The 24,187-nt window shown below is 68.6% G+C and carries 22 protein-coding genes; 10 read left to right on the top strand and 12 right to left on the bottom strand.

The window, feature by feature from the left end:
• Positions 1 to 68: 68 nt before the first annotated feature.
• Entirely contained in the window at positions 69 to 497 is a 429-nt protein-coding gene (locus HKK72_RS03545; protein ID WP_187232770.1) for a protein phosphatase, read from the bottom strand.
• A 102-nt stretch (positions 498 to 599) separates the two neighbouring features.
• On the opposite strand from HKK72_RS03545, the gene HKK72_RS03550 reads away from it, so the two are divergent.
• Positions 600 to 1,193: a class I SAM-dependent methyltransferase gene (locus tag HKK72_RS03550; RefSeq protein WP_187232771.1), complete on the top strand. Its 594-nt coding sequence runs from the start codon at positions 600 to 602 to the stop codon at positions 1,191 to 1,193.
• A gap of 37 nt (positions 1,194 to 1,230) precedes the next feature.
• On the opposite strand, the gene HKK72_RS03555 is transcribed toward HKK72_RS03550, so the two are convergent.
• The 4 genes from HKK72_RS03555 to HKK72_RS03570 all read right to left on the bottom strand — a co-directional run bounded on the left by HKK72_RS03555 (position 1,231) and on the right by HKK72_RS03570 (position 3,863).
• Positions 1,231 to 1,932: a hypothetical protein gene (locus HKK72_RS03555; RefSeq protein ID WP_187232772.1), complete on the bottom strand. Its 702-nt coding sequence runs from the start codon at positions 1,930 to 1,932 to the stop codon at positions 1,231 to 1,233.
• 198 nt (positions 1,933 to 2,130) lie between these two features.
• Positions 2,131 to 3,084, bottom strand: a complete 954-nt coding sequence (locus HKK72_RS03560) for an alpha/beta hydrolase (RefSeq protein WP_187232773.1) — start codon at positions 3,082 to 3,084, stop codon at positions 2,131 to 2,133.
• Positions 3,085 to 3,204: 120 nt separating this feature from the next.
• Positions 3,205 to 3,573: a DUF427 domain-containing protein gene (locus HKK72_RS03565; protein WP_187232774.1), complete on the bottom strand. Its 369-nt coding sequence runs from the start codon at positions 3,571 to 3,573 to the stop codon at positions 3,205 to 3,207.
• 152 nt (positions 3,574 to 3,725) lie between these two features.
• On the bottom strand, positions 3,726 to 3,863 hold the full coding sequence (locus HKK72_RS03570; RefSeq protein WP_187232775.1) for a hypothetical protein: 138 nt from the start codon (positions 3,861 to 3,863) through the stop codon (positions 3,726 to 3,728).
• 94 nt (positions 3,864 to 3,957) lie between these two features.
• Here HKK72_RS03570 and HKK72_RS03575 point away from each other — a divergent pair, with 94 nt between their 5' ends.
• The gene (locus tag HKK72_RS03575) at positions 3,958 to 6,147 is read left to right on the top strand and encodes an ATP-binding protein (protein ID WP_187232776.1); all 2,190 of its coding nucleotides are present in this window, start codon (positions 3,958 to 3,960) and stop codon (positions 6,145 to 6,147) included.
• Here HKK72_RS03575 and HKK72_RS03580 read toward each other — a convergent pair.
• Together HKK72_RS03580 and HKK72_RS03585 are read right to left on the bottom strand one after the other, a co-directional pair.
• Entirely contained in the window at positions 6,118 to 6,348 is a 231-nt protein-coding gene (locus HKK72_RS03580; RefSeq protein ID WP_187232777.1) for a hypothetical protein, read from the bottom strand. The genes HKK72_RS03575 and HKK72_RS03580 overlap by 30 nt on opposite strands.
• Before the next feature lie 380 nt (positions 6,349 to 6,728).
• A complete protein-coding gene (locus HKK72_RS03585) occupies positions 6,729 to 7,958 on the bottom strand; it encodes a hypothetical protein (protein WP_187232778.1) in 1,230 nt (409 codons plus the stop codon).
• Positions 7,959 to 8,207: 249 nt separating this feature from the next.
• Between HKK72_RS03585 and HKK72_RS03590 the strand changes: the two genes are divergently transcribed.
• Together HKK72_RS03590 and HKK72_RS03595 are read left to right on the top strand one after the other, a co-directional pair.
• Positions 8,208 to 11,435, top strand: a complete 3,228-nt coding sequence (locus HKK72_RS03590; protein WP_187232779.1) for an AfsR/SARP family transcriptional regulator — start codon at positions 8,208 to 8,210, stop codon at positions 11,433 to 11,435.
• A gap of 602 nt (positions 11,436 to 12,037) precedes the next feature.
• Positions 12,038 to 12,580 carry a dihydrofolate reductase family protein gene (locus HKK72_RS03595; RefSeq protein WP_187232780.1) on the top strand — a complete coding sequence of 181 codons (543 nt, stop codon included), beginning with the start codon at positions 12,038 to 12,040 and terminating at the stop codon, positions 12,578 to 12,580.
• A gap of 47 nt (positions 12,581 to 12,627) precedes the next feature.
• Here HKK72_RS03595 and HKK72_RS03600 read toward each other — a convergent pair whose 3' ends face one another.
• A complete protein-coding gene (locus HKK72_RS03600) occupies positions 12,628 to 13,260 on the bottom strand; it encodes a DJ-1/PfpI family protein (RefSeq protein ID WP_187232781.1) in 633 nt (210 codons plus the stop codon).
• Between the two features lie 2 nt (positions 13,261 to 13,262).
• Entirely contained in the window at positions 13,263 to 14,228 is a 966-nt protein-coding gene (locus HKK72_RS03605; protein ID WP_187232782.1) for a GlxA family transcriptional regulator, read from the bottom strand.
• Positions 14,229 to 14,372: 144 nt separating this feature from the next.
• On the opposite strand from HKK72_RS03605, the gene HKK72_RS41995 reads away from it, so the two are divergent.
• From HKK72_RS41995 to HKK72_RS03620, 3 genes are all read left to right on the top strand, one after another.
• Positions 14,373 to 15,410, top strand: a complete 1,038-nt coding sequence (locus HKK72_RS41995; protein WP_187232783.1) for a DNA polymerase ligase N-terminal domain-containing protein — start codon at positions 14,373 to 14,375, stop codon at positions 15,408 to 15,410.
• Positions 15,411 to 16,008: 598 nt separating this feature from the next.
• Positions 16,009 to 16,539: a hypothetical protein gene (locus tag HKK72_RS03615; RefSeq protein WP_222720287.1), complete on the top strand. Its 531-nt coding sequence runs from the start codon at positions 16,009 to 16,011 to the stop codon at positions 16,537 to 16,539.
• Between the two features lie 10 nt (positions 16,540 to 16,549).
• Positions 16,550 to 17,725: a cytochrome P450 gene (locus tag HKK72_RS03620; protein ID WP_187232784.1), complete on the top strand. Its 1,176-nt coding sequence runs from the start codon at positions 16,550 to 16,552 to the stop codon at positions 17,723 to 17,725.
• Positions 17,726 to 17,773: 48 nt separating this feature from the next.
• On the opposite strand, the gene HKK72_RS03625 is transcribed toward HKK72_RS03620, so the two are convergent.
• Positions 17,774 to 18,511: a TetR family transcriptional regulator gene (locus HKK72_RS03625; protein ID WP_187232785.1), complete on the bottom strand. Its 738-nt coding sequence runs from the start codon at positions 18,509 to 18,511 to the stop codon at positions 17,774 to 17,776.
• Positions 18,512 to 18,592: 81 nt separating this feature from the next.
• Here HKK72_RS03625 and HKK72_RS03630 point away from each other — a divergent pair, with 81 nt between their 5' ends.
• Positions 18,593 to 19,864, top strand: coding sequence for an FAD-dependent monooxygenase (locus HKK72_RS03630; protein ID WP_187232786.1), 1,272 nt, complete (start codon positions 18,593 to 18,595; stop codon positions 19,862 to 19,864).
• 36 nt (positions 19,865 to 19,900) lie between these two features.
• Here HKK72_RS03630 and HKK72_RS03635 read toward each other — a convergent pair whose 3' ends face one another.
• Positions 19,901 to 20,461, bottom strand: coding sequence for a hypothetical protein (locus tag HKK72_RS03635; protein WP_187232787.1), 561 nt, complete (start codon positions 20,459 to 20,461; stop codon positions 19,901 to 19,903).
• A gap of 93 nt (positions 20,462 to 20,554) precedes the next feature.
• On the opposite strand from HKK72_RS03635, the gene HKK72_RS03640 reads away from it, so the two are divergent.
• Both HKK72_RS03640 and HKK72_RS03645 read left to right on the top strand, forming a co-directional pair.
• A complete protein-coding gene (locus tag HKK72_RS03640) occupies positions 20,555 to 21,358 on the top strand; it encodes a universal stress protein (RefSeq protein WP_187232788.1) in 804 nt (267 codons plus the stop codon).
• Positions 21,359 to 21,598: 240 nt separating this feature from the next.
• Positions 21,599 to 23,206 carry an alkaline phosphatase D family protein gene (locus tag HKK72_RS03645; protein WP_187232789.1) on the top strand — a complete coding sequence of 536 codons (1,608 nt, stop codon included), beginning with the start codon at positions 21,599 to 21,601 and terminating at the stop codon, positions 23,204 to 23,206.
• Positions 23,207 to 23,312: 106 nt separating this feature from the next.
• Here the strand turns inward: HKK72_RS03645 and HKK72_RS03650 are convergent, their stop codons facing one another.
• Positions 23,313 to 24,179: a helix-turn-helix transcriptional regulator gene (locus tag HKK72_RS03650; RefSeq protein ID WP_187232790.1), complete on the bottom strand. Its 867-nt coding sequence runs from the start codon at positions 24,177 to 24,179 to the stop codon at positions 23,313 to 23,315.
• Positions 24,180 to 24,187 lie beyond the last annotated feature (8 nt).

Genomic DNA, 24,187 nt, shown 5'->3' on the forward strand with positions numbered 1-24,187 from the left:
TGCCGTGGCCCGGAAGGTACACCCGGGTCGGCGCGACGGCCGGTAGCGGCGGCTGACGGGCAGGACCCCTACTGGAATCCGGCGACGAAGCGGCGTTGCCAGGGCGTCTCTACCGCGTGAGACGCGTAGTGCTCGCGGACGTAGGCGACCGCCTCGTGATTGGGCACCCCGTCCAGTACGGCGAGGCAGGCCAGGGCCGTACCGGTGCGGCCACGTCCGCCGGCGCAGGCGATCTCGACGCGTTCGGTCTCGGCACGCGCCCATGCCTCGCGCAGCGCAACGCCGAAGGCAGTGCGGTCGGACGGCAACCAGAAGTCCGGCCAGCGAAGCCAGCGTGCCTCCCAGGGGACCGGAGGCGGTTCGCGGCGCAGCAGATACAGCGCGAAGGCGGGCACCGGCCCTGCCGGGAGAGGACGTCTGAGTCCCCGGCCGCGAACGAGCCGGCCCGACGGCAGTCGTAGCACGCCCGCCGCCGCGGGTTCCCAGACAGCGCTCACGAAGCGAGCGTAGCCGTAGCCGGCTGGTCCTGGCCGACGCGTGGACGCGAGCCGGCTCGTCCGGCGAATCTTCCCGAGGCCGAAGCTTCTACGATGGCGCGGATGGCCGAGTACTGGAACCACAACGTCGCCTACCACCCGGTCGTTCTCGACGCGGTTCCGGCCGGCTGTGCGGCGGCACTGGACATCGGGTGCGGAGACGGCCTGCTCGTCCGCAAGCTGGCCGCGCGCGCCGGGCGGGTGACCGGTCTGGACCGCTCGGCGCCGATGATCGATCTTGCCCGGCGGCTCAGCGCGGGGATCGGCAACACCTCGTTCGTCGAGGCCGACCTCCTCGCCCATGACCTTCCCGCCGGCGGCTACGACTTCGTGTGCGCGGTGGCCACCGTGCACCACATGGACTTCACCCGTGCCGTGACCGAGATGGCCCGGCTGGTGCGTCCCGGCGGACGGCTGGCGATCGTCGGCCTGGCCCGCAATCACACGCCGCTGGACTGGCTGATCAGCGGATTCGGCGTGCCTGTGGCGCAGGCCAACCGGCTGCGGCCAGGCCGGGGCGATCCCGCCGACGTCCCCATGATGGACCCGGACATGAGCTGGGGTCAGGTCCGCGCGGAGGCCGATCGGCTGCTGCCCGGCGCGCGGTTCCGCCGCCACCTGCTGTGGCGCTATTCCGTGCTCTGGACCAAGCACTGAATCGCCGGAACCGAACACTGCGCAGGCGCCCTCTGGACTATCCGGCGAGCGCTTGATCGATCTCCGCGAGCAACCCGAGCCGCTCCTCGGAGTCCGCGCGAGCGAACGCGGCCGATACCGCCGCCGCAGCGGCACCGCCGGTAAGCCAGTCGATCACTTCGCGGTACTGCGGGCCGGTCGTGTCCCAGAACGCGTTGCGCAGGCGCGGACGGCCCCTGCTCCAGGTCAGTTCTGAGGTGGCCAGCTCGTGAAGGTGCCGGACCGGCGGTTCGCCGGCCAACTCCTCCCATTCGGTGAGCCGTACGGCCAGGTCGGCGCCGGCACAGCCGAGCGCGCACAGCACCGCGTCGATGCGCGGACGCCTGGGATGGCGGGCGAGCGTGTCCGACCAGAACGCGGCCATGAACTCCTCGATGGCCCGCCTCTGCGGCCATTGCGGCCAGCCCGCCTGAGCGAGCTTGCCGAAGACGATCTCAATGTCGGGCCAGTCGAGGTCACCGGCCGTGGACAGCTCCAGCAGCCGCGGTGCGAAGTAGCGGAAGTCGTCGGCGCCGCCCCAGGTGTTGAGCGCCTTCGCGCCGTACCTCGACAGATCCTGGGCGGTGAGCGCACGTAGTGGACGAGTGAGCAGCGGCCGGTCCGCGTCGGGCTCCACACAGCACGGGCATCCCTCGACGCGCGCCGGTCGCCGCACATCCGCGAACGCCCTGTAGAGCCGCTCGACGATGTCAGAGGTCATACGCGCTCCAGTGGCCGCCCGACGCGCGGCGCCGACATCGAACGCGGATCTCAGGCGCTGATGTCGGCCGCCGGCAGTCAGGCTCAGCGGTCGCCCGTGGCCGGACCAACTGTCCCATTCGCCCAGATCACCTGATCGGTTCCGGATTCTGTCACGGAGCCCAGACGCGTGGCTCTCCCTTCGGCAGTCCCAGCGGGATCAGGCCGGTCCGGTCGTACCGGTGAGCAGGTCCGCGATATCGGCGAAGAGACGCTCACCCGCCTGTGCCGCGGCCGGGGAGACGGTGTCGAGCGTCAGGAACCCGTGGATCATCCGGGGCTCACAGCGATGCCGGACGGCCACGCCCGCCTCGCTCAGCCGCACGGCGTACGCGTCGCCCTCGTCACGCAGTGGGTCGTGTTCGGCGGTGACGACCAGTGCGGGCGGCAGCCCGGCCGGCTCGGCGGCGTGCAGCGGGCTGATCCGCGGGTCGGCCCGTAGCGCCGGATCGGGAACCCACTGTTCGGCGCCCCATGCGACGGCGTCGGCGTCCAGCCCCCATCCGGTGCCCTTCTCGATGACGCTGGGCTGCGACAGCGTGAGGTCGGTGTTGGGATAGATCAGCACCTGGGCGTCCGGCATCGGCCCGCCCTCGTCTCGCAGCCGCAGGCACGCCAGAGCGGCCAGGTTCCCGCCGGAGCTGTCGCCCGCGATGACGAGCGGTCCGGTTCTCTCCGTCAGTTCGGGCGGCCGGCCGGCGGCCCACCGCATGACCGTCACGGCATCGTCCACAGCGGACGGCCACGGATGCTCGGGCGCCCGCCGGAAGTCCACCGCCAGCACGGCGGTGTCCGCGCCCAGCGCGAGCCGGCGACAGGCCCGGTCATGCGACTCCAGGTCGCCGATCGTCCACATGCCACCGTGCAGGAACACCACGAGCGGCCGGGGCTCGAGCGCCGGGCGGTAGAGCCGCACCGCGACGCTGGCGGCGGACAGGTCCTCGACCATGGCGAGCGGTGGGCCGGCCGGCCGGGCCAGGGCCCTGGCCCGCTGGGCCTCCCGCAGCGCCGGTGCTCCCAGTCGCCGCGCCGAGGGGCCCGGTTCGTCCCGTACCGCACGGACGAAGGCGGCGAGCTCGGCGTCCGCGAGCGCTTCGTCCAGATCTCGGGCCATCCGCACACGATGCCATCCAGCGCGCGCCATCGTCACCACAGGTGCCCGGTTCCGGTGTGATGCAGGGCAGACCGGCTCGACGACGGGAGCTCGTCCCCGCCGTCCTTCCAGGCGGCCGGGTCAGCCGGCCTGGCCGTTCACCTCGAGGGTGACATCCGGCTTCTCGGTCCAGAAGGCGAGCCGACCGGCGATCTCCTCGACATTCGGGAACGGCTCCGGATATGACCAGACCACGTCCTCGGCGAGGCCGTCGCCGGTGTCCACCGACCAGTAGACGGCGTCGCCCTTGAACGGGCAGTGCGAGGTGGTCTCCGAAGGCGTGAACAGGTCCATCTTCACGTCGTCGGCCGGCAGGTAGTACCGCACCGGCGAACCGGTCTCGGTGAGCACCAGGGGCCGTGAGGAGGTGGCCACGATCGTGTCGTTCACCCGCACCACGACCTGGTCCGATCCAGGTGTGACCTCGATGCTGTGTCCTCGTGTGTTCATATGGACGATCCCATCAGAGAATTCCGCAGCCACCACCATGCATGACAGCCCAACCGCATCATGACCTGCTCGCCGAGCTGTCCGCATGGCCGTGCGTCATTGACAGGTCCAAGGCTGCCCGGTGCCGAGATATTCCTCGCCGGGTATCGGCATCAGGCGGTGCTCACGGCGCGACGAGGGAACATGATCAGCGAGCCGATCGAGTACTTCGCCGATCTAAGGTCATCCTCGAGCAGCACAGCGCCGAGCGTCCTCATCAGGCCGGTTACGGTGACGTCATCAACAATCACAAACACGGCGATAGCGATTTGCTCACTTGAACCCCCGAAGCGTCGAAGCTACGTTTAGGAGGCTTTGGCGAACGCAAGTCTCGGAGTGCAAGTTTTGAGCAACCCTAAAGCAGGTAAGGGACGCCCGGACGTTACCCAAACTCCTGTCACCTCGACATACAACCGTTTGAGCGGGACCATACACGGCTCTAGCGTGCAAGCACGATCCATTTATGGCGGAATCCAGTTTAACGTAGGAAACCAAGCACAGCTCCCAATACCGGCCCAGTTGCCATCTCCCGGATTTTTCGCTGACCGTCATGACGAGGTCGGACATCTACAGCGACTGACCGATCGCCCTGTATCTGCCGACCATCCGACCCTGGTAGTGATCAATGGGGCGGGAGGGGTCGGCAAGACCACCTTGGGCCTGCACTGGCTGAATCAGATCCGGGACGAATACGAGGACGGCCAACTCTTCGTCGACTTGCGTGGATTCTCGGATGTCCACCCCACACCGTCGAGCGAACCCTTGGAAAGTTTCTTGCGGGCACTCGGCATTGCGGCAGAGAGCGTTCCGATCGACCTGGATGAACAGGCGGCACTGTTCCGTTCATTGACCGCGGGCCGACGTCTGATCGTCATGCTTGACAACGCCGCCTCCGCGGCCCAGGTGCGTCCGTTGCTACCAGGGCCTGGACCTGCCCTCGTCGTGGTGACGACCCGGCGACGGTTGTCCGGGCTGGTCATGGAGGGTGCGCAGTTCTTCGATGTGAGTCCATTGCAAGAGTCGGGTGCCGTGGAGTTGCTGCATCACATCGTGGGCTTCGAACGGATGGAGGCGGAGATGTCCGAAGCCTTATCTCTCGTGGCCTTGTGCGGTCGGCTCCCCCTCGCGCTCTGCGCTTCGGGGGCTCGCCTGGCCACCCGTCGCCGCTGGCCGATCGCGCGTGTTGTCGGGGAACTGACCGACGAGACCCGCAGACTGTCCGCCCTCAGCCTGGAAGACGATGTCTCCGTCCAAGCCGTCTTCGACCTTTCGTACCGAGCTCTGCCGGAAGGCGCCGCCCGTCTCTATCGCCTGCTCGGTCTGCATCCCGGAGCCGACTTCGATACCGCGGCCGCGGCGACGCTTGCCGATGTCGCGCATTCCGAGGCCGACCGTCTCCTGGGCATCCTGACCGACGCGAATCTTCTCGATGAGGGGTCTGAAGATCGGTACCGTTTCCATGATCTGATCCGACTGCATGCTCGGGCCAAACTGGCGGAGAGCACCTCCGGCGACGAACGTCAGGCCGCACTCGTACGGCTGGTGAAGCGCTACCTTCAGGCCGCGGTGTCCGCGGACGTCGCCATCATGCCGGGCAGATGGCATCTCGGCAGGTACTACGGCGCCGAACGCCCGGTCTCATTCGAGAACAGAGCGGCCGCACTCGCCTGGCTCGAGCTGGAGCTCGGGAACTACATGGCGGTCCTGAAAGCAGCACACCGCCATGGGCTCCATGAGGCCGTTTGGCAGATCTGTGAAGCACTATGGGGGCTGTTCCTGCTCCACAAGCACTACCGCCAATGGATCGAAGCCCACGAGATCGGCATCGCGGCGGCACGTGCCTGCGGCGACCCCGTGGCCGAGGCGCGCATGCTCGAAGCACTCGGGTTCGCCTATCTCAACCTGAAGGACTTCGAGGCCGCCAGGCAGCACCACCATCTTGCACTCCGGCTCGAGCAGGAGGCGGACCACCAGATCGGTGAGGCGTCCGCGCTGGAGGGCCTCGGTATCGCCGAGCTGGCCACCGGGAACATCGACCCCGCCATCGAATTCTTCACCCGTGCTCAGCGCATCCATCAGCGGCTCGGCCGCCCTCGTGGCGTCGCGCTGATGCGGCGCCACATCGGTGAGGCCTTCAGCGGCGCCGGTCGCCATGCCGAGGCGGTCGAGAACCTCTCCGCCGCACTGCGGTTCTTCGAGGAGGCGGATGAGCCGTACCACCAGGCTCGTACGCTGACCTGCCTCGCGAACAGCCATCTCCTGGCCGGGCGACTCGATGACGCCGGCGACGTACTGGGCAGGTCCCTGCTGATAACCGAGCAGAGCGGGGCCCGTCACGAGAACGCCGGAGTACACGCCGCGCTCGCCCACCTAGCCGCGCGACGCGGTGAGGTGGGCGTCGAACGAGAACACCTGCACAAGGCGTTCGCCATCTACACCGAACTGGGCGCCCCCCAGGCGCGGGAGGTCGGCGACCGGCTCGCTCTCAACGAGCAATCTGACAAATCACGCGATCGCGGCATCGACTCTCCATGACGTTCGCAACGCGCTGACCCGAACCGTCGTCAGGCCGTTCGCCACGATGAGGACGGCGGAGTTCAGTACGTCGAGCGGTCGGTCGGCCACCATCCACGCATGGACCAAGGAGGCGTACGACCAGGCGTCCGCGTCGACCTCACCAGATTTCCCCATCCGCAGCGGAGTGAACCGCGCCTGCCATCCGGTAGCGGTCGTCACCACGCATCCCTGACCGCGATGAACGAGCGCCGCGACGAGACAGCCCGGGAAACGGGTGTGCAGATCGGCCGGTGACCTTGGTGCCGGCTCCGGTTCCGCCGCCCGGCGTACGACCACATCGGCTGTGGACAACCAAGACGCATCCCTCTGGTCGGGACCAGCGACCAGATGTTCATCGACGAACATCCTCCCCCTCCGGCCACCGAGAACCAGTGAGTCGTTGAGAAGCGCCGTTATCGGGAACCGCTGCAGTTCCGCGATGACGCCGGATGTGTTCGGGGCTCGGACCAACACGCGCGCCGGCTCCGTGCCCCACCTCGTATGGGAACGGCGCTCGTACGGTTCCAGCCGTACCCGTACGAGAACCGCCGCCTCGCTCATCAGGCGGCCTGCGCTTCACGGAGGCACGGCAGGGGAGCCGGATTCACCCGCGGTGGGCACTCCGGCTCGGGCAGGCGCATGAGGCGGTACATCTCCCGGCGCAGGATCCGGGCCGATCCGCCTGGCACGGACGTGAGGTCGTCCCGAAGGGCGGCGTAGACCTCGGCGCCATACGCGTGGACGGCCTCGTCCAGTTGCGGTCGGATGGGCTTGTCCCAGTCCAACCGTGGTGCGATCGCGCCGAGCCGGGCGATGTGGGAGCCGGGAGCGACATCATCCTCCGGAAAGGCGCCGAGCAGCACCGGCACGCCCAGCGCCGCTCCGTAGTAGCTCACAGAGCCGTGATCCCCGATGACTCGGTCGGCGGCGACCAGCGCGGCCTGCCATCCCTCCTCGGGCGGCAGCAGTCGTACGCCCAGCCGTACGCATTCGGCGTGCCACGACCTCACCTGCCTGCGACCATGCCACGTCCAGGTGTGAGGATGCAGTGCCGCCACGACCCGGTACCTCGCACGGTGCAGTTCGGTGGCCACCCGTAGCAGCGGGTCGAAGCACTGGCCCAGCAGCGATCCCCTGTTCCAGGTCGACGTGACGAAGACGAGTCGCTGAGATGGGCCCACTCCGAATGCGCGGCGATATGCCTCCCGGTGCGGCAGGCTCGCCGACAGCCGATCCATGCACGGGTCCCCTCCGACGGTCGCCACGGGGAGAGCCTCGGGGCACTCCCGTTCCAGCAGCCGCCGGTGCCGCTCGTGCGCGAGGATGATCGATGAGGGTACGACTCGTCCGCCGACGACCAGCCGTTCGCGCATCAGACTCGTCACCGGGCGCGCCGCCGGCGGTCCGAGCCCGTGCATCCGGCCGAAGAGCTTTCCGGGGCCTGATCCATGCGGCAGCGTCAGGATCGGCGCGTGCACGTTCTCCAGCATGCCGTGGCTCGCGGAAACGGCGAGGTCGAAGGCGACCCTCGTCGCCTGTTCCCAGGGAACCAACAGCCCGCCGAGGCCGCGAAGGTACTCGATCAGACCTCCAGTGAAGATCGACGCCGGCGCGGCGGTGTAGACGACCTGGATCCTGCGATCGCTCTCCAACAGTGGCAGCACATCGGCCAACCGCGTCGCGGCGGTTAGATGGTGGGCGACGGCGAGCACGGTCCGCTGCCCACGTACGGTCGCCCCCTTGGCCGCGTCCAACCCGAACGGCCCTCGAACCCATTCGTTGCACGACATGGCATCCTCCTGAACGCCTTGGCTCTGCGACTCGGGACCGGCGCCAGTGAACGGACCTCACTTTCCTGTGATCCCCTCGCGTCCGCATATCCTCAAAGCTCCGGTCTCCGGCCGAGGTCAACGACCTCATGGCCAGCCTTGACCGGCCTCCTTGATGAACACCTTGACGGCACCTTGACTACGTCTTGGTATTGCGGTTCGCGTTAGATGGCCCTTATCGGTCAGCACGACGGAACCACGGTTCTAGCCATGCGGCTCCTGACCATGAAAGATAAGGAGGCAGGACAGACAGGACATTCCTCTTACATGAGGGCGTTAGTGGAGTTCCGAATCCTTGGTCCCATTGAACTGTGGGCAGACGGCCGGCGGTACGACCTTGGAACGGTCAAGGAACGCTGCGTGCTCGCGGTTCTGCTGCTGACACCGGGTCAGCCGGTCTCCACCGAGAAACTCGTCAGTCGCGTATGGGACGACAACCCGCCACCAAGGGCTCGAGACAACCTTTACAGCTATATCTCTCGACTGCGACGGCGGTTCCATCGAATCAGCGATGAGATTCGCATTGATTCGGCTCAGTCGAGTAGCTACGTCCTGCGGGTGGATCACGAGATAATTGACCGGGAGAAGTTCCGGCTACTCCGCACACAGGCCCGCGCCATCGCCGAGAGCGGTGACGACGAGCACGCCCTCACCCTGCACCGTGAGGCGGCCCGGCTCTGGCGGGCCGATCCGCTCGCCGATCTCTCCGGTGGCTGGGCCATACGCGCCCGGCAGAGCATCGAAGACGATTTATTGGCGGCCACTGACGAACGCATCACGATCGAGCTGCGCCTGGGCCACCACGCCGACCTGGTACGGGAACTCTCCGAGCTCACCGAGCGCTATCCCTTCAACGAGAAGCTCGTCGGACATCTCATGGTGGCGCTCTACTGCTGCGGTCGGCAGGCGGACGCACTGCGTGTCTTCCACCAGGCAAGTCATCGCCTCCGCGAGGAATACGCGACAGACGCGGCCCCGGATCTCCAGGACCTGCACCTGCGAATCCTGCGCGGCGACCGGACGCTGCTTCCAACACCACGGAGCCGACCGGCCGACGCGCAGCCTCCCAACAACCTGCCGCTCGACCTTCGCTTCCTCATCGGACGCGACGAGGAGATCGACGAGCTGCTGACGACGGTTGGCCCGGCCCGATTGCCTACCCTGGGTAGGGAAGCATCACCCGCTGTCATCGCAATAGACGGCATGCCAGGAATCGGCAAGTCCGTCTTCGCCGTCCGCCTCGCCCACCGCCTGGCCGATCGTTACCCGGACGGGCAGCTCTACCTCGACCTGCGCGCTCATCATGCGCAGTCGGCGGTCGACGCCAGCACCGCATTGGACATGCTGCTCCGCCTGCTTGGTGTTCCCGCCGGTCGTATTCCAGGAAATACCCGCGACCGTGCGGCGCTCTGGCAAGCCGAGCTCGCCAACCGCCGTGTTCTTCTACTCCTGGACGACGCCGCCGGGCACGAGCAGATTCGCCCTCTGGTGACGGGCAATCCCCAGTGCCTGGCCCTGGTCACCAGCCGACGGCGCCTGGTCGGTCTGGACAACGTCGTGACGAAATCGCTCGACGTTCTCTCGCCCACCGACACCGCCACGTTGTTCACCCTGGCCGCCGGCCTTGGGCGCGCCATGAACGAACAGGACATCGCCCGGGTGGTACGGCAGTGCGGCTACTTGCCGATGGCCGTACAACTTGTGGGCAACCGGCTCCGGCACCGTCCGGCATGGAGCGTCGGCGACCTGGCCGCTCGGCTGGAGCAGGACAACCGGCGGCTAGCGGAGATCCGCGCGGAGAACCGCGAGCTCACCGCCGCATTCGAGGAGTCCTACGACGGGCTCGCCCCGCAGTTACGGACCGCGTTCCGGCGCCTCGGCCTCCATCTCGGTTCGGACATCACCGCGCACGCCGCCGCAGCCGCCATCGGGAGCGGTCCCCGCGAGGCCGATCGAATGCTCGACGACCTCGTGGAGCATCACCTCATCACCGAGCCGGCTCCGGGCCGTTACCGGTTCCACGACCTCGTCCGTGACTTCGCCCGCCACCTAGCGGAACGCGACGACCCAGAAGCCGAGCGACGACGCACCGTCGGGCGAATCCTCGATCACTATCTGGCCACAGCCGAACGCGCCGACCGGTTGCTCTATCCCCATCGGCGGCGGATCAGTGTCGATGGCCCACCTAGTTCGGCCGATCCCGCCCCCATCGACACGGCCGATCAGGCGCGGGACTGGATGAAGAGCGAACACGACAACCTCCTCAGTGTCGCCGACCATGCCGCTGCCCAAGGCCTGCCGAGACACATGGCCCTGCTCGCCCAGGTGCTCGCCGGATATCTCGACACCTCGGGTCACTGGGAGACGGCGGGCCGCCTGCACGAGCGGGCCGCCACGGCGTGGCGCGAGACCGGAGAGCGAATCGGCGTGGCACAGGCTCTGTCCGACCTAAGCCATGTGCGTTTCCGCACCGGTCAGTACGACGATGCGCTCAAATATGCCAAGAGTTCCCTCGAAATCTTTCGATCTGTGTCCGACCGGCGCGGTGAGGCCGACATTCTGGACCACACGGGGCTCGTACTATGGCACCAATCCCGGTTCAGAGAGGCACTCGCCAGCGGCCGGAAGGCGTTGGCGATCCGTCGCTCGACAGAGGATCGTCGCGGCGAAGCCGTGTGCCTGGACCACACGGCCATTTTTCTCGCTCATACCGGCCGATATCGCGAGGCGATCAACCATCGACAGCGCTCACTGGACATCTATGCCGAGATCGGTGATGACCCGCACGGTCAGATGATGGCGCTGAACAACGCCGGCGATCTCTCCTTGCGCCTCGGCCGGGTCGCCGTCGCACACGACTACTACAATAAAGCTGCTGCCATCACCTCGGAGATGGGGCGCCAGCACGCGGCAATCTGGCTCTCCAATATGGGTGGCGTATACCGGCACACCGGGCATCATGACGATGCACTGCACAATTACCGAAAAGCGCTTCTCACCTATCAAGAAATCGGCGACCGGCGTAGTGAAATAGAAACTCTCCTCGGCATTGGTGCAACATTTCAACTCATGGGGCGAGATGGCGAGGCACTCGTCCATCACCAGAAGGCCCTTGCCCTTTCGGAACAGACCGCTGATCTCTACGGCGAGATCCAGGCTCTTCGTGGCATCGGCGAGACGTTCCTGAACTCCGGCCGCCATGCCGCCGCCTTGGACCGCTACCAGCGGACACTCGAGCTCGCACGCCGGATCGGCGACCCGTTCTGGGAGGCCAAGGCCCTCGAGGGCATGGGAACCGCCCTCATGCGTACACGAGGCCACGCGCAGGCCCGCAGATGCTGGAAGCAGGCTCTGCGGCTGTACGAACGACTCGGCGTCCCCGAGGCACAGGACGTCCAATCGTATCTCCATGGAGCCGTCGAGGCGCCCGATTACTAGGCCGTGCAATGGAATTGCACCGCACCCGCCGAGTGATATCCCACACCGCCCAAACTGGTCGAATCGATACAAATCCGGAGCGAAGTTCGGCCGCTCGAACATGAGAAGTTTTCATCCTCGGCGGGTGCACTTAATTCGTGCGCGCTACAGAGGGACTCGATGTAAGGTGATCTCCGTTCGATGTCCAGACTAGTCAGCATATACACGGATAAAGAGAGAGGCTTCAACGGTGAAGCGCCTTGCGTTTGTAAGCTCAGTCTGCTTTTCCGTCCTGATCGGCATGGCCACTGCCGCCTCGGCGTGCATCTACATGACGTGAACCCTCAGGCGACGTGACCGGCCAGGGGGACGGGGTGACCTCGCCCCCCTGGCAGCCTCCGACACAAGCCCCTCTCAGGATCGAGCAAGCGCCCGACCGGATACCGAGCGCTGTCACCCGCCCAGACGACGAGCTACCGGCGCAGTGATCATCGCGAGCGTTCCAGCAGGTAGCGGCATCCCGAAAAAAATCTCTGTGCTTGTCGATCCGCCTCCTCCCCGATCGACGCGTCAGTAGGGGCCGGTCGAACGGCCGGCTACCACCATCGAGTCGGGAGCAGATCATGAGGAAGATCGTCGTGGGAGAGTTCATGTCACTGGACGGCGTCGTCGAGTCGCCGGAGAAGTGGCACTTCCCCTATCTCGATGACGAGATGGGTCAGAGGATCATGTCGCAGATGCTGGAGTCGGACACGCTGCTGCTGGGCCGGGTGACCTACCAGACGTTCGCCGGCGCCTTCGCGAACGCGGGTGCGGGCGATCCGGTGGCCGCCCAGCTGAACGCCATCCGGAAAGTGGTGGTCTCGTCGACCTTGGAGACCGCCGAGTGGCAGAACTCGATCGTGCTCACCGGCGACGCCGTCACCCAGGTCGGCAAGCTGAAGGGGCAGCCCGGTAAGGACATCTCGGTCACCGGTAGCACCACTCTCGTCCGGTCACTGCTTCGTGCCGGCCTGGTCGACGAGCTTCGCCTGCTCGTGCACCCGATCGTCGTGGGCGGCGGGGAGCGGCTCTTCGAGGCAGACGGCGATCAGATTCCGCTGAAGCTCGTGGATTCGAAGACCTTCGGCAGCGGGGTCCTGGCCCTCACCTACGCGCCGGCGTGAGCACCATCGCCGAGACCGTCGCCGGCCGCGAGCGTTCTGACGGCCGCTCAGCCGATCGGACCGATCAGGCTCAGGGCCCGTTCGGTGAGACCGGCCGGGGCGGTCTTCGGCGTACCCGCGTCGAACGGCGGCTCGGGGGCGTACTCGATCGCGAGTTGCACCGCCTGCGCCGTCGCCACGTCGCTCGCCTGAGCCAGGAGGGTCAAGGCCATGTCGATACCCGCTGAGACGCCCGCCGCTGTCACGATCTTGCCGTCCACGACCACGCGCTCGCTCACGGGTTCGGTGCCGAAGCCCGCGAGGTCGTTCAGCCACCCCCAGTGGGTGGTGGCCTTCCTACCCTTCAGCAGACCCGCGGCGACCAGCAGGAACGCGCCGCTGCACACCGAGGTCGTCCAGCGGGTCTGCTCGTGCGCCTGGGCGATCCAGCCGACCAGGGCGGTGTCGGACAGCGCCTCCGCCGTGCCGGTTCCACCGGGGACGATGATCATGTCCGGGTTCGGCAGTTCGGCGTAGGTCGCCGTCGCAATGAGGGTGAGGCTGCCACGGTCGTCGAGCACCGGGCCTGGTTCGGCGGCCACGAACGTGACCGTGCATCCGGGGGCGAAGGCCATCACCGTGTAAGGACCGACGGCGTCCAGGGCGGTGAACCCGGGGTAGAGCGGGATGGCGACGTGCATGATCAGCTCTCCTTCGCTTGGAACCGGCGGCGGTAGTCGCCGGGTGAGATCCGCCAGTGCCGGCGGAAGACGCGGTAGAGGGTCTCGGGTACGCCGAGGCCGGACTCCCTCGCCACCCTGTCCAGCGGGTGACCGGTGATCTCCAGTAGCCGCCTGGCGGCGTCGGCCCGGCTGCGCTCGACGTAGCGGCCTGGGGACATGCCGGTCTGCTCGGTGAAGACCCGGGAGAAATGGCGCTCGCTCATCCCGGCGTGCCGCGCGAGGGCGGGCACGCTCAGGTCCTCGGTGGGGTGGGCGTCGATGAAGGCCTGGAGTTCCCGGAGCGGCTCACTGCGCGGGGTGAGGGCGTTCATCTGAGTGCTGAACTGGCTCTGCCCGCCGGGCCGGTGCAGATACACCACGAGCCCGCACGCGACGGCTCGGGCGAGAGCGTGGCCGTGGTCCTCGGCCACGAGGGCGAGCGCGAGGTCCACCCCCGCGCTCACCCCGGCCGAGGTCCAGACGTGCCCGTCCTTGACGTAGATGGGGTCGGCGTCCACCGTGACGTCCGGATAGCGGCCGCCGAGCCGGTCGGTCATCAGCCAGTGCGTGGTCGCGCGTCTGCCGTCGAGCAGCCCGGCCTCGGCGAGGATGAAGGCCCCCGTGCAGACCGATGCGACCCTGCGGGCGGAAGGGGCCAGCCTGGCGACCTCCTCGACCAGCTCCTGTTCGAGCGGTCGCTCCGCCGCCGACAGCCCGCCGACGACCAGTAGCGTGTCGATCGGCCCCGTGATCTCACCGAGCGCTGTCTGCGCGACGGTCGTGACCCGGTTCTGTGCCTGTACGGCTCCCGCCCGTACGGCGGCCACCTCCAGCCGGTAGCCGTGCCCCTCGGAGAGCATGCTCGCGGTCGCGAACACGTCGGCCGGGCCGGCCAGGTCGAGCAGCTGGAAGCCGTCGAAGATCACGATCACGACGCGTCGGTGCATGCCCCCCATGCTGGGCGGCAGCCCTGATGGCGTCAATGACACAGGCATTGCACATTACGCCATCGACTCCCGGCACCCATCGGATGACCAGGGCCGCGCAAGAGGAGGACGTGGGAGGAGACGGATCGAGGGTATGAACGCCGGGTGGCCGCAGGAAAGTCAGGAAAAGCAACAGAAGCAGCAGAAGCGGGAAAAGACGACAAGCTCGCCACCTACCGGCGCAAGCGCGACGCGGCTCGGACGCCGGAGCCGGTGCCGGAGCGATTCCCTCTCCCCCATGGCGCCGACGACACCTTTGTGATCCAGGAACACCACGCCCGGCGGCTGCACTGGGACCTACGGCTCGAGCGCGACGGCGTCCTGGTCTCGTGGGCGGTGCCCAAGGGCATTCCGATGGATCCGAAGACCAACCACCTGGCCGTGCACACCGAGGACCACCCGATCGAGTACGCGCAGTTCGAGGGCGAGATCCCGAAGGGCGAGTACGGCGGGGGCCGGATGTTCATCTGGGACCGGGGCACGTACGAGACGGAGAAGTGGACCGACCGTGAGGTCAAGGTGGTGCTGCGGGGCTCGCGGGTGTCGGGCCGCTATGTGCTGTTCCGGACCGACGGCAAGAACTGGATGATCCACCGGATGGACCCGCCCGCCGACCCGGATGTCGAGCCGCTTCCGGACGGGCTGCGGGCCATGCTCCCCCAGGAGCGCCGCCGGCTCCCGCGTGACCAGGAGGCGTACGGGTTCGAGTTCGCGTGGGGCGGACGGCGGGCGCTGGCGTACGTCTCGGGCGGCCAGTCCGCTCTCACCGACGGCGCCGGGGACGACCTGCGCCCCCCGAGCGGGCTCGGCACCGGACTCGGGGCGGCGCTGGGCGCCCGGCCGGCGCTGCTCGACGGCGAGCTGGCCCAGGTGGAGGGCGACGAGGTCTACATGATCTTCGACCTGTTGCACCTCGACGGGTCCTCGCTGCTGGCCGAGCCGTACGAGAAGCGGCGCCGGCGTCTCGACGAGCTGGGTCTGGCGGGCCCGCGTTGGCAGACCGCACCCTGGTACGCGGGCGAAGGCGCCGCCGTACGGGAGGCCGCCCGCAGGCAGGGCCTTCCCGGCATCCTCGCCAAACGCCTCAACTCCCCCTACGAGCCGGGAGAACGCTCTGCCGCCTGGCTCTTCATCCCTTCTTGACTCGCCGAAGCTGGTGTCCCGTACCCGGGCCGTGATCAGCGCTGCCGCGCAGAGCGCAGGACCGTACTGGCCGAAGGACTGACCGATCGCGCGACGGCAGGGGCCTATCAGCCCTGCGAGGTCGGCACGACGATCAGCTCCGCGATATTGACATGCGGCGGGGCGGCCACGGCGTAGGCGACCGCTGGTGGCTCCGGTGACGACCGCGACGCGGCCGGTGAGGGGACCGATGCCGTGACGGGCGTCGCCTTCGGATGCCTGTGGTGGCGGGTTGTGGGTCTGGGTACGAGCCTGGCCGGTGGTGGCGTGTCCCTGAGTCGAAGTCATGCCTGCAACGATCGTCGCGGCGCCCTTGACCTGCCATTGCCCTCCGGCTCCTGTGGGCCGGGCCCCTAGAAGTGACAGGGCCAGGCTGCAGTCGACGGTTGCACCTAATCTCTGTCGCATGCAGAGCGACAACCCCTCGGTGAGTACCTGCGGGCGAGACGAGAGCTCGTACGGCCGGACGAGCTCGGCCGCCCCGACGGCGGACGCCGCCGGCTGCCCGGGTTGCGTCGTGAGGAGGTAGCAGGGCCGCGATCGGCATCCGTCAGAGGCGGTGATCGAGGCGCTGGGCCGGGTGCTGAAGCTGGATCCCGATGCGCTGGAACATCTGCGCGACCTCGCCCGGGGCAGACCGCGCCGCCGCCGCGCCGCCCACGCCACCGAACGGGTCCGCCCCAATCTGCTCCGTCTGATGGAAGCGTGGCACCACGTGCCCGCCCTCGTGTTGGGCCGCCACCTGGACAGCCTGGCGGCCAATCCGCTGGGGACCGCCCTGATGGGGCAGCGCCCGCTGAACTTGGTGCGCCTGGTGTTCCTCGACCCGGCGGCCCGGGCGTTCTACCCCGAGTGGGAGCGGGTCTCGAAGGACACAGCCTCACCGCGAGGTGCCGTCCACCCGGCTCCCGCAGCCGTCACCGGCGCCTCAGCGGCGAGATCGTCCATAGGGCCGGCGGGCCGCCCGGCGCACAGGCCGCGCGCCATGGTCGGCGTCACCATGTGGGCGACGGCGGACATCGACCGGTGCCATGGCCCGCCCGGACCCGGCACTCCGATCATGAGTGGGTGGGTTCGCCCGAACGGGTAAATCCCCTGGTATGGACGTTCTTCCCCGCTTACCGTTCGAGCGCGCCAACCCGCTCGATGTCTCGTCGGCGTTCAGTGCGCTCCGGGCCGAGGAGCCCGTGACCAGGGTCCGCACCGCCACCGGTGACGAGGCCTGGCTCGTCACCGGATACGACGAGGTCAGGGGCATCTGCGCCGATCAGCGCTTCGGCCGCTCCCATCCCACGCCTCGCACCGCTGCGCGGCTGTCGAACTCGGCCTTGCTGGGCGGGCCGTCAGGCGACTACGCCACCGAGAAGGCGGTGCACGCCCGCATGCGGCGGCTGGTGGCTCCCGCGCTGTCCGCCCGCCGCATGCGGGCACTGGCCGGTCGGGTCCAGCAGCTGGTCGACGATCTGCTCGACCGCATGGAGGCGCAGGTGCCGCCCGTGGACCTGCGCGCGTGGCTGTCGATCCCGCTCCCCGTCCAGGTGATCTGTGAACTGCTCGGCGTGCCGTACGAGGACCGCGATCATTTCCGCTCGATCGCCGAGGACATGGCCGATCTCACCGACCCGGAGCGCTCCGCCTCCGCCGAGGCCGCGATGCGCGAGTACACCGGCGCCATCGTCGCGGCCAAGCGGCTCGACCCCGGTGCGGATCTGTACTCGGTTCTCGCGGCCGCTGACCTACCCGAGGATCGGATCGGCAAGATCGCCGCGGGGCTGCTCTTCGCCGGTCACGAGACCACGGTCAACCAGATCGACTACGGCGTGCTGCTCCTTTTGCACAACCCCTCGCAGTTGGCGGCGCTGAAGCGTGACCCGGCCCTGGCCCCGGCCGCCGTCGAGGAGGTCCTTCGGCTGGCCGCGCCGAGCGAGCACGGGCTGCTCCGCTACGCCCGCGAGGACGTCGACATCGCGGGCATCACCATCAGGGCCGGCGAGGCGGTCGTGCTCGTCACGGTCGCCGCCAACCGGGACCACCGGGCCTACTCCGACCCCGACCGGTTCGACCTTCACCGCGGCTCCGGCAACCCGCATCTCGGCTTCGGCTACGCGATCCACCACTGCCTTGGGGCCAATCTCGCCAGGGTGGAGCTGTGCGCGGTGTTCGGCACGCTGTTCCAGCGCTTCCCCGAGCTCCGGCCGGCCGTCCCGGTCGAGGAACTGACCACACGGGCGAACCACCTGACCGGCGGCTTCACCGAGCTCCTCGTCACCTGGTAGCCAACCGACAACGCTGTCTCAAAAAGCGTCGCATATATAGTCTCAATATTAGTCGCGCGGCAAATGCCGGTACACGGTCGCGCGGGAGACCCCGAGGGCACGCGCGATGTCCGTGGCGGACTCGCCGCTCGCGTGCATCCGCCGGGCCGTCTCGATCATGTCCGGGTCCATCGCCCCCGGCCTTCCGCGGCGCCGGGTTCGCGGGACGGCCGCCCCTCGCGTTGGGCCGGCCGCGCGCGGCGGGGGCGTCTCGTCGAGGAGTCGCTCCACGCCGGCCAGCACCGCGGGGCGGAGCATCTCGGTGGGCAGGTCGGCGAAGATGACCACCGGGTCGCTGAGCATGCCGAAGGCCTGGACGGCCCGAATCCGGTCGGTGTGGTCGGCGACGGGGCCGGCGATCAGGTGCTCGGCCAGCATCGCGGCATCACGAAAGCGCTCGTAGACCGGTCCGGCGGAGGCCAGCGCCAGGTCCTGCAGCTGCATCCGGAGCAGGTACCGGTGAGACAGCCACACGTCGAGGAGTCCCTCGATGACCGCCCACCGCTTCCGCTCGGGATCGGTGCCGTCGATGCGGTTGGCCGTCGCGATCGCGGTCTCCATGTCCGTCAGCATCGGCTCGGCCAGCGCGGCCAGGATGTCCTTCTTGCTGGGGAAGTGGTAGAGCACGGCGGTCTTCGTCAGATCCAGTTTCTCCGCGATCTCCCGTATCGACGTGGCGTGATAGCCCCGGGCGGCGAACAGGTCGAGGGCGACCCGCAGGATCCGGGCGCGGGTGTCGTCCGTCACGCCGACGATTCTAGCCGTTGCCTGACCACGGGTCGGTGACCTAAGGTCGTCACTGACCAACGGTCAGGAAGGTGGATTCATATGTACGAGCGGATTCTGATCTCCGGAGCGAGCATCGCGGGGCCGGCCCTGGCGTTCTGGCTGGCCAGGTACGGGTTCCGGCCCACCGTGGTCGAGCTCGCACCCCGGTTGCGCGAAGGCGGCAACGGAGTCGACGTGCGAGCGCAGGCGGTCGAGGTGGCCGAGCGGATGGGGATCATGCCGCGGATCCGGGCTGCTGCGGCCGACGTCATCGGCATGTCGTTCGTGAACGCGGCCGACCGGAGCGTGGCGCGCATAGACATGCAGGCCATCCAGCGCAAGCAGGCCGGCGGTGAGGTCGAGATCATGCGCGGCGACCTCGCGGCGATCCTCTACGACGTGACGAAGAACGACGTCGAGTACGTGCTCGGTGACTCCATCAGAACACTGGAGCAGGCCGACGACGGCGTGATGGTCTGTTTCGAGCGCGGCCCCAGCCGCCGGTTCGACCTCGTCATCGGCGCGGACGGCGTGCATTCCACGGTCCGTCACCTGACCTTCGGCCCGGAATCGCAGTTCATCCGGTACATGGGGCACTATTTCGCGTTCGCGAACGCGGACCCCGCGCTGGGCGAGGATCGCTGGGTCACGGCGTACAACGAGCCGGGCAAGATGGCCGGGGTCTACCGGTCGGGCAACCACGCCGGCGCGAAGGCGAACTTCATCTTCCGCCGCCGCGAGCCGCTGTCCTACGACCATCGGGACATGGAGCAGCAGAAGCGCCTTCTGAGCGAGGCCTTCGCGGGCGTGCCGTGGCAGGTGCCGGAGCTGCTCGCCGGCGCACTCGCCGATCCCGACTTCTACTTCGACGCGCTGAGCCAGGTGCGGATGCCGTCCTGGTCGTCCGGGCGCGTGGCGCTCGTGGGTGACGCCGCATACTGCGCCTCACCGGTGTCGGGGGCCGGGGCGATGCTGGCTCTGACCGGCGCCTACCGGCTCGCCGGGGAGCTCTCGGCCGCAGCGGGGGATCACCGAGCCGCCTTTCGCCGGTACGAGGAGGGCCACCGGAAGATCGTCGAGCGGATGCAACAGGTCGGCCCCAACGTCCGCCTCGTGGTACCGAAGAACCGCATCGGCGTGTGGGCACGGAACACCATCACCCGGTCGCCGCTGCTGGAGTCCATGGCGGGCATGGAACGCATTGTGAGCCCCGGGCGGATCGCCCCGCTGCCGGACTTCGAAGCCGGCAGCCCCGTGCTCGCCGTCAAGGGTCCGGGACCGGCCTCCCCGCAGGCTTCGCCCTCCCGCTACCGGTGCGGCTCCAGGGCTTGAAGACCGACGTCGCCATGCAGGTGACGTACATGCACGTCAGCGGGACGCGCGGCGGCTGCGGTGCCCGAGGAGAACGGAGATCACCGCCATGGCGGTCATTGCGCCCGCGACCGCCGTCATCACGCCGATCGGCAGGCCGTCCTCGACCCCGGCGGACCCCGGAGAGGGCGGTCGGGTCTGGGCGAAGGGAACCGAGAGGGGCCGTTCGGCGAGCCGGGTGCCGGCGCAGATGTCGGTCCTGAGGACGTCTCCGTCCCGGTAGGCGAAGACCAGATAGTTCCCTCCCTCGCCGGCGGCGAGTCCGCAGGCACCCGTCGCCGGCGGGGTGATCACGCCTTGCCTCCGCGCCACCTCTCCCTTCTCGACCGCGCTCACGTCGAAGACGAGCGTCACCGGCGCATCGCTGGCGAACATCCGGCCGGGATCATCCTGGCGGACGAACCTTCCGGTGAAGACCGCGTCGGCCTTGGTGAAGTTGTCCTGGTCACCGGGCGGACCGCCGCAGCTGCACGCGTACGCGTGGCCGGGCAGCACCGCGACCGCGAGGAGGAACGTCCCGACGGCGAGGAGGATGCGGAGGAAGGATCGTCGCAACACCCCGGTCAGACGTCTCCGGTGAGGAGCCGGTTCCCCCGCGGACGCGGGTACGGACGTCCGCATGACCATGGCCGAGCCGGGGATGCTCCCGACGTGATCGGAGAGCATGTCCTCGTCGGATACAAGGGCGACGCCGGTGGACGTGAGGCGCTCGCGCAGGCGCGCACGATCGTCGAGGTCACGGGCGGACTGCTGACGGTGGGCGCCGTCCATGGGCCGGAACGGGCGGGGTCGGGCCTCGAGGCCCGGGCGACACTGGCGCAGGCCGCGTCGGCGCTGAGTGGCCTGCCGGCCGACTTCGTCACCCAGGAGAGTCGGGGAGCCGGTCGTGGTCTCTCGGTGCTCGCGAGCAAGGTGGAAGCCGATCTCATCGTGATCGGGTCGCCCGGCGGCGGCGCCCATCGCCGGATCAACCTTGGCGGCACGGCCGATCACCTGATGCACGCCTCGACGCAGGCGGTGATGCTCACTCCCGCCGGTCATGTGCCGCTGGACCGGCCCGGTCGGGTCACCGTGGCCTACGTGCGCCGCCCGCAGTGCGACGAGGCGGTGGTGCGTGCGGCGGCCGCGGCCGTACGGCTGGACGTGCCGCTCCGGTTGATGACCCTCGCGGCGGAGGGTGAGGATCAGGACCTCCTTCGCGACGATCTGGCGCTGGCGATACGGCTGGCGAGCCGGTCGAGCGGCCTGGCGGCGGAGGAGATCCAGGCACGGGTCGGCGAGGGCGACGACGTGGCCGAGGCCATGGCCGCCGTGCCCTGGGTCGAGGGCGAACTGCTGATCTGTGCGAGCAGCGAAGACGCTCCGATCCACCGCGTTTTCCTCGGCGAGACGGCGTTCAAGGTGCTGCGGGCCGCCCCCTGCGCCGCCACCGTCCTCCCCCGGGGCACCGCCTGACCGAGATCGCCCCCTCGGCGGCGCGGTCTTCCGTCACGGTCCGAGGCCGTCTTGACCGTCACGTCGGACGGTCATGTTAAACGCCTGTGATCAGAACAACCGGATGTGATTATTGGCCATAACTTAACCTACGTACCTGTGATGTTCACTCTGTGATCCGTGATGTTCACCGGGAGGTTATCGACTCCCGCCCCGAATGTGCGATTTGCTACCGCTGTTCTGGTCGAGGCGGGAGGGCGAATGGCTTCACAGGTCGGTGCGGTGTCGCGGCGCCAGATCCTTGGGATGGGCGGGCTGGGCGCCGCGGCGGTCGTGCTCGGCACCGGTGTCCTGGGCGGCGAGAGTGCCAGCGCGTTCACGGTCAAGAAGGGGAATCCGTTCACGCTCGGGGTGGCGTCGGGCGACCCGGCATCGGACGGTTTCGTGCTGTGGACGCGGCTGGCGCCGGACCCGTTCGCGGTCGACGGCAAGGGCGGCATGCCGGCCAAGCGGGTCCGGGTGGAGTACGAGGTGGCGACGGACGAGCGCTTCCGGCACATCGTCCGGCACGGCGCGGCGGTGGCCACGCCTGAGCTCGGGCACTCGGTGCACCCCGAGATCCACGGGCTGGCGCCGGGCCACGAGTACTTCTACCGGTTCCGCGCGAACGGAGAGATCTCCCCGATCGGCCGGAGCAAGACGATGCCCTCGGCCGGGTCGAATCCCCGCGAGCTCGACTTCGCCTTCGCCTCCTGCCAGGCCTGGCAGGACGGCTACTTCACCGCGTACGACCACATGGCGGCCGAGGATCTCGATCTGGTGGTGCACCTCGGCGACTACCTCTACGAGTACGAGCTGACCACCAACAAACGCGGCGTCACCGTACCCGAGCAGTTCCACACCGAGACCTTCGATCTTGCCCGCTACCGGCTGCAGTACTCCCTCTACAAGTCCGAGGCGCCGCTGCAGAAGGCGCACGCGAGCTTCCCGTTCATCCACACGCTCGATGACCACGAGGTCGTCAACGAATGGGCCGATGACACGGTCATCGCCGGCCGCAACCCCAACCCCGACCCGGCCGCGTTCGCGCAGCGCAAGGCGGCGGCGTTCCAGGCCTTCTACGAGAACCTCCCGCTGCGGCGCGCCCAGCTGCCGTCGGGCCCGCACATCCGGCTGCACCGCAGGCTGGCGTACGGGCGGCTCGCCGACTTCGTCATGATCGATACGCGGGGCTCCCGCGACATCCAGGCATGTTCGTACGGCAACGGGACCGGCCGGTCCACCGCCTGCACCGAGCGCTTCGACACCGACCGCACCATCCTCGGCCCCGACCAGCGGCGGTGGCTGCTCGACGGCCTCAGCTCCTCCCGGGCCCGCTGGCAGGTCCTGGGAAATCAGGTGCCGATGCTCGAGACCGACTGGGACCCGGGCGCCGGCAAGGACGTGTGGCTCGACCCGTGGGACGGCTACGTGGCCGACCGAAACAAGATCCTCGCCGGTGCTCAGGACCGCGACGTGCGCAACCTCGTCGTGATCACCGGCGACCGGCACCAGAACTACGCCGCCGACCTGAAGCGGGACTTCGACGACCCCGGCTCGCCGACGGTGGCCGGCGAGTTCGTCGGCACCTCGATCACGAGCGGCGCCGACGGCGCGGACATCGACGCCCTCGGGCAGACCTTCCTGGCGGCCAATCCGCACATGAAGTTCTACAACGCGCAGCGCGGCTACGTGCGGGTGAACGTGAACCGGGAACGCTGGCGCAGCGACTTCCGGGTGCTCCCGTACGTCACCAGGCCCGGTGCGCCGATCTCGACCAGGGCGAGCTTCGTGGTGGAGGACCGGCGCCCCGGCGTCCAGCCGGCCTGACCCGAACGCGGCGTGGAGCACGCCGCCGAGCGGGCCTGGACGGCCCCGCCGTCGTGACCGTCCAGGCCCTGAAGCTCCGTGCACGTGTGCCGTCCCCACCTAGAGATCAGCTCAGCGGAGCGCTCGGCTCGATGGCTCCGGGTACGGTCTCACCGGCGGGGGCGAGATCGGCCAGCACGGCGAGTGATCGGGCGGCGTCGCTGCCCGGTGCGGCGTGGAAGATCACCAGGACCTGCCCGTCGGCGCCGGTGACCGCGAGCTTCTCGTAGTTCAGCCGCAGTGGACCGACCTGCGGGTGGTGCAGGAGGGTGGCGCCGCTGGTGCAGGGTCTGACGTCATGGCGGGTCCACAGGCGGCGGAACCCCTCGCTGCGCGCCGACAGGTCCCCGACGAGTTCGGCAAGGTGCGGGTCGCGCGTCTCCGGGCCGGCCAGAGCGCGCACGCCGGCAACGAGGTCGGACAGGGTTCGATCCCAGTCGTCGGCGTACAGAGCCCGCGGCTCAGGGTCGAGGAACGCCGCACGCAACGCGTTGACGCCCTCCCTGTGACAGGGGGACAGCGCGATGGCGAGCGGGTTGGCGACCAGCACGTCCAGATAGCGCCCCAGGATGAACGCGGGCGTGCCGATGTAGGACATCACCAGTTGTCTCATCCCGGCACTGACGTGTTCGCGGCGCCGCCGGGCAGCGCGGCGCGGCTCGGGCCGCGCCAGCCGATGCAGGTGGGCGACGGCGTCCTCGTCGGGTGTCAGCACGCGGGCGAGGGCGTCCACCACCTGTGCGGAGGGATGGTGGTCACGGCCCTGCTCCAGCCGCAGGTAGTACTCGGACGAGATGCCCGCCAGCAGCGCGACCTCCTCGCGGCGCAGCCCCGGCACCCGGCGGCGACCGCTGGAGGTGAGACCGACGTCCTCAGGTCGGACGAGATCGCGCCGGGCGCGCAGGTAATCGCCCAGTTCGTTACTCTGATCCACCCCATCAC

The organism is Actinomadura sp. HBU206391 (assembly GCF_014323665.1).
Classification (GTDB): Bacteria; Actinomycetota; Actinomycetes; order Streptosporangiales; family Streptosporangiaceae; genus Actinomadura_C.

Excerpts from the sequence above, each read along its gene's own strand:
- HKK72_RS03555 (WP_187232772.1), bottom strand. The coding sequence starts at position 1,932 with ATGACCTCTGACATCGTCGAGCGGCTCTACAGGGCGTTCGCGGATGTG.
- HKK72_RS03585 (WP_187232778.1), bottom strand. The coding sequence starts at position 7,958 with ATGTCGTGCAACGAATGGGTTCGAGGGCCGTTCGGGTTGGACGCGGCC.
- HKK72_RS03590 (WP_187232779.1), top strand. The coding sequence starts at position 8,208 with ATGCGGCTCCTGACCATGAAAGATAAGGAGGCAGGACAGACAGGACAT.
- HKK72_RS03595 (WP_187232780.1), top strand. The coding sequence starts at position 12,038 with ATGAGGAAGATCGTCGTGGGAGAGTTCATGTCACTGGACGGCGTCGTC.
- HKK72_RS03550 (WP_187232771.1), top strand. The coding sequence starts at position 600 with ATGGCCGAGTACTGGAACCACAACGTCGCCTACCACCCGGTCGTTCTC.
- HKK72_RS03605 (WP_187232782.1), bottom strand. The coding sequence starts at position 14,228 with ATGCACCGACGCGTCGTGATCGTGATCTTCGACGGCTTCCAGCTGCTC.
- HKK72_RS03560 (WP_187232773.1), bottom strand. The coding sequence starts at position 3,084 with ATGGCCCGAGATCTGGACGAAGCGCTCGCGGACGCCGAGCTCGCCGCC.
- HKK72_RS03620 (WP_187232784.1), top strand. The coding sequence starts at position 16,550 with ATGGACGTTCTTCCCCGCTTACCGTTCGAGCGCGCCAACCCGCTCGAT.
- HKK72_RS03630 (WP_187232786.1), top strand. The coding sequence starts at position 18,593 with ATGTACGAGCGGATTCTGATCTCCGGAGCGAGCATCGCGGGGCCGGCC.
- HKK72_RS03645 (WP_187232789.1), top strand. The coding sequence starts at position 21,599 with ATGGCTTCACAGGTCGGTGCGGTGTCGCGGCGCCAGATCCTTGGGATG.
- HKK72_RS03565 (WP_187232774.1), bottom strand. The coding sequence starts at position 3,573 with ATGAACACACGAGGACACAGCATCGAGGTCACACCTGGATCGGACCAG.
- HKK72_RS03600 (WP_187232781.1), bottom strand. The coding sequence starts at position 13,260 with ATGCACGTCGCCATCCCGCTCTACCCCGGGTTCACCGCCCTGGACGCC.